This is a genomic window from Micromonospora sp. NPDC051196 (assembly GCF_040682415.1).
In the GTDB taxonomy this organism is placed as follows: domain Bacteria; phylum Actinomycetota; class Actinomycetes; order Mycobacteriales; family Micromonosporaceae; genus Micromonospora.
On sequence record NZ_JBFBAY010000002.1, the window covers coordinates 1 to 4,555 of the forward strand.

General features: G+C 68.6%; 4 protein-coding genes. 2 read left to right on the forward strand and 2 right to left on the reverse strand.

Translation table 11 applies throughout. The annotated features are described in order from the left end of the window. Positions 1 to 299: 299 nt before the first annotated feature. The gene (locus AB0M35_RS05765) at positions 300 to 1,505 is read right to left on the reverse strand and encodes an IS256 family transposase (RefSeq protein ID WP_363742988.1); all 1,206 of its coding nucleotides are present in this window, start codon (positions 1,503 to 1,505) and stop codon (positions 300 to 302) included. 142 nt (positions 1,506 to 1,647) lie between these two features. Here AB0M35_RS05765 and AB0M35_RS05770 point away from each other — a divergent pair, with 142 nt between their 5' ends. Next, the gene (locus tag AB0M35_RS05770; RefSeq protein WP_363742016.1) at positions 1,648 to 2,238 is read left to right on the forward strand and encodes a tyrosine-type recombinase/integrase; all 591 of its coding nucleotides are present in this window, start codon (positions 1,648 to 1,650) and stop codon (positions 2,236 to 2,238) included. Between the two features lie 353 nt (positions 2,239 to 2,591). Further along, positions 2,592 to 3,398, forward strand: a complete 807-nt coding sequence (locus AB0M35_RS05775) for an HAD-IB family hydrolase (protein ID WP_363742019.1) — start codon at positions 2,592 to 2,594, stop codon at positions 3,396 to 3,398. A gap of 53 nt (positions 3,399 to 3,451) precedes the next feature. On the opposite strand, the gene AB0M35_RS05780 is transcribed toward AB0M35_RS05775, so the two are convergent. Next, a complete protein-coding gene (locus AB0M35_RS05780) occupies positions 3,452 to 4,198 on the reverse strand; it encodes an oxidoreductase (RefSeq protein WP_363742022.1) in 747 nt (248 codons plus the stop codon). Between the last annotated feature and the right edge of the window lie 357 nt (positions 4,199 to 4,555).

Sequence of the window (4,555 nt, forward strand, 5' to 3'; positions counted from 1 at the left end):
CTTGGTCGATTGCTTGTCTTACCGGGAGCCTCACCTCACCCGGCTACCGGCCTCCTCCACGCCACTGACCTGCACCATCAGGTTGGAAACGGCTCTTTGAACCACATTGCCGGCAGTCGGCCGGTCAACCCGACTACGGCAACCGCAGCGCAGGCTGCGGGCCTGCTGGCCGGGCGCGACTCTCCCTCGTTCTAAAACGGTGCTTTTAGAATGAGGGCGTGACAGTTGGACCTGACGCAACCGCAGAGTGGTGACAACGGGAGTGTCAAGTTAACGGCTGATCTTGGTTGTTGAGGTGGTCAGTGGTTGGCCGGGGTGAGCCGGCCTTCGAAGGCGATCTGGAAGGCGTTCAGGGGTGCTTTCCAGCGCATGGTCCAGCGGCGGCGTCCGGCGCCGGTGGGGTCGAGGCTCATCAACGCCATGTAGACACACTTCAAGGCGGCCTGCTCGTTCGGGAAGTGACCACGGGCTCGGACGGCTTTGCGGATGCGGGCGTTGACCGACTCGATCGCGTTGGTGGAGCAGATGACCTTGCGGATTTCGATGTCGAAGGCGAGGAATGGCACGAACTCGGCCCAGGCGTCGGACCACAGCTTCACGATCGCTGGATACTTCTTGCCCCAGGCGTCGGTGAACTCTATGAACCGCTCGGTGGCGGCGTCCTCCGTGGGTGCGGTGTAGACGGGCTTGAGTGCTTTGGCGATCTTGTCCCAGTCCTGGCGGGCGGCGTATCGGAACGAGTTGCGCAGCAGGTGCACCACGCACGTTTGGACGATGGTGCGTGGCCACACCGTCTCGACCGCCTCGGGCAAGCCCTTGAGCCCGTCGCAGACCAGCATCAACACGTCGGCGACGCCGCGGTTCTTCAGTTCGGTGAGCACGTGCAGCCAGTGCTTGGCGCCTTCGCCGCCGTCGCCGGCCCAGATGCCGAGGATGTCGCGGTGGCCGTCGACGGTGACCGCCATCGCGAGGTAGATCGGCCGGTTCGCGACCTGACCATCTCTGATCTTGACGTTGATGGCGTCGATGAACACGACCGGGTAGACAGGGTCGAGGGGCCGGTTCTGCCACTCGGCCATGCCGTCGATGACCTTGTCGGTGATCGTGGAGATGGTCTGCTTGGACACCTCCGCGCCGTACACCTCGGCCAAGTGGGCGGCGATCTCGCCGTGCGTCAACCCTTTGGCCGACAACGACAGGACCATGTCGTCGACGCCGGTCAGGCGCCGCTGCCGTTTACGCACGATCTGCGGCTCGAACGTCCCCGCCGCGTCGCGAGGAACCCGCACCTCGACCCGCCCGACGTCGGTCAGCACCGTCTTGGTCCGGCTGCCGTTCCGGGTGTTCCCACTGCCCCGACCGGCCGGATCGTGCTTGTCGTAGCCGACGTGGTCGGTGATCTCACCGTCCAACGCCGATTCGAGGACCCGCTTCGTGAGCTGCTGCAGCAGCCCACCCTCACCGGTCAGCTTCAGCCCGTCTCCGCGAGCCCGATCGACCAGCATCGCGATCAACTGCTCGTCCGTGACCGCATCCGCCGGCCTGGCGGCCGGCTCCTGCCCCGAGGTGATCTCGGTCGTCATCTGGCCTCTCTCCCTTGATCGGTCGATCAGCCGTTATTTGTACAGTCCCACTCACGGCGGAATCGTGCTGCGCCCGTACCCGAAGAGTCGCGCCGGAGTGCGGACCGTGCCGCTGCCCAGCTTCCTCGTCGACGCGCTGCGCCAGCTGCACGCCGCCGCCGACAACCCGGACCCGCGCACGCTCGTCTTCCGTGACCGGGTCGGCCGACCACTGCGCCGGTCGAACTTCCGCCGCCGGGTCTGGCTGCCCTCGCTAGTCCGCGCCGGGCTGCTCGGCCAGGTCGTCGACGTCGGCCCGCACCGGTACCGCGCACTCTGGCCCGACCGGGAAGGCGTCGAGTGGTCGGCGGAGTTCACCACCGAGCGGGAAGCGGTCGCCTACGTCGCAGCGAAGGCCGTGGGCGGGATGCGCTTCCATGACCTGCGGCACGCCTACGCCACCTGGCTGGTCACCGACGGTGTTCCGATCAACCTCGTGCAGCGGGTCATGGGCCACGAGCAGGCTTCCACCACGCTCAACCGATACACCCACACGCCCGACGACTACGCCGCCCGCGTCCTGGCCGCGTTCAATGCCTCTGCTGCCTCTTTGCTGCCTCTGGTAGGCGACACGCCGTCGGATAGGGCCGCCGACGGGATCGGAGACGAGCTATGACCTGCGGTGCAGCGCTTACCTGGGAAAGGGACGACCCCCGTCGGGGGGAGACGGGGGTCGTCGGAGGTTCGGCTCCGGGGGGGTCGAGCCGAACCTGCTCAGCGGTCACGGGGGGTGCAACCGCCGAGAGTCTGCCGGTTGTACGAGATATGAATACTCGCCTTGTGGACAAGTCTGCCTGAGTGAACCTGTGTACGTCGAGTGGTGTAGCCTCCACTCCCTGCGAAATCCTGTTCGCAGAGTGTGACCGCGGTCACTGTTCGCAAGCATGGTGGGGGCTGCCCCGCAGGTCCGAGGGCGTTCGACCCCCGGGCACCCGCCGACCATAGACCATCGGGCTAGACTTGCGCGCCGTGGGCCGAAGTGCCGCTTTCTTCGATCTCGACAAGACCGTCATCGCCAAGTCGAGCGCCTTGGCGTTCGGTCGGCCGTTCTACCGGGATGGCCTGATCACTCGGCGTGACGTGGTCAAGTCGGCGTACGCGCAGCTGATGTTCCGGCTGGGTGGCACCGACGAGCAGACCATGGCCCGGACCCGGGACTACCTTGCCACCCTCTGTAAGGGCTGGCAGGTGGAACAGGTCCGTCAGATCGTCGCCGAGACATTGCACGAGCTGATCAACCCTTACGTGTACGCCGAGGCCGCCGCCCTGATCGAGGAGCACCAGGCCGCCGGTCGCGATGTGGTGCTGGTTTCCGCCTCCGGCGAGGAGATGGTGCGTCCGATCGGGGTGCTGCTCGGCGTCACCGACGTGATCGCCACCCGGATGGCGGTGGTGGACGGGCGCTACAGCGGCGAGGTCGAGTTCTATGCGGCCGGGCCCAGCAAGGTGGAGGCGGTCAGCGAACTGGCCACCGAGCGCGGCTACGACCTCGCCGACTCGTACGCCTACTCCGACTCGTACAGTGATCGACCGTTGTTGGAGTGCGTGGGCCATCCGACCGTGGTCAACCCGGATCGGCAGTTGCGCAAACTGGCCGTGGAGAACGCCTGGCCGGTGCTGGAGTTCCGGCACCCGATTCCGCTGGGCCGCCGGCTGCGTGAGCGGCCGGCCGTGCCGGTCGCCGCTGCCGCGCTCGGCGTGGGCGTCGGGGTGGCCATCGGCATCGCCTGGTACGGCCGCCACCGGCGCACCCGCGCCTCGACCACCCCGGCCTGAGCCGCCACCCGTCCGAGTTACCAGTGCGGCCTGAGCCGTCCGCGATACCGGGTTCAGCTCGCGGCGAGGACCTCGTCGCCGATCTCGGTCAGCTGGTCGGCACCCACCTGGACCGCCGACATGTAGTGGCGCAGCCAGGACCGGAGGCCGTCCGGGGTGCCGGTGGCGAAGGCGCCGGCCGCGCCCACGTACTCCGGTTCGCGCTCGCGGTGGCCGACGTCGATCGCGAGCAGGCCACGGGGGTCGAATCCGCTGGAGAGCAGTACCAGGCGGGCGGCAGCCCGGGCCACCACGCCGGAAGGGCCGGCGAACGGGCGCAGGTTGAGCAGTTCCCCGTGTACGACGGCCGCCAGCACCAGTGGTGGGACCTTCGTGCCACCGGCGACGAGCCCGACCAGCGCGTCCAGCCGGGCGGCGACCACCGGGTCCTCGACCGGGCGGCCCAGCTCGGCCGTGCCGACCACGTCCCGGCTGGCGAGCACGTGCAGTTTTGCCAGCGCCTGCCGGGGTGCCTTGGGCCAGCGGTCACTGAGCCCGGGCAGTGCCCCGGCGACCCGCAACGCTCCCTGGAGCACTGGTTCGGTCACCGTGCCGGCCCGGACCGCTTCCCGTTCGTGGACCCGGCCTTCCAGGGCGGCGCTGGCGACCGCGGATCGCAGGCTCACCTCGGCGACGACCTGACCACCGTGCCGGCGCAGCGCCCGGTGGCCGAGCGCGGTGTCGAAGCGGATCCGGGCCTGCTCGACGGCGTCGGCGATGTCGGCGAGCGCGAGCAGTGGCGCGAGCGGGTCGGTCGTCACCCTGTCACGCTATCGAGCCCGCTGGTCGGCCCGCGCCGGAGTCACCGGCAACGCGACGGGGACCACCCCGTTCACCGTGCGCTCTGGGGCCGGCAGATGCCGCGTCGGCTCTCTCCGACCCCAGCGCCGAGAACTGGCGGGGCGTTCATCGGGACCCCTCTACACCTCGGCGCGCGGGAGGGGCCGTTGGGCGACGAAGGCCGGTGGGTTCCGTCGCCATGGTCTTTCGCCCCGGCTAACCTGCCCGGAAGAGAGGCAGGTCACCCTGATGACGAGGAGTCACCGCATGAGCGAGCGTCAGCGAGCGAATCATCGATACGGCGCGCTTGTGCCTCATGACGGCGCGGAGCGAAGCGG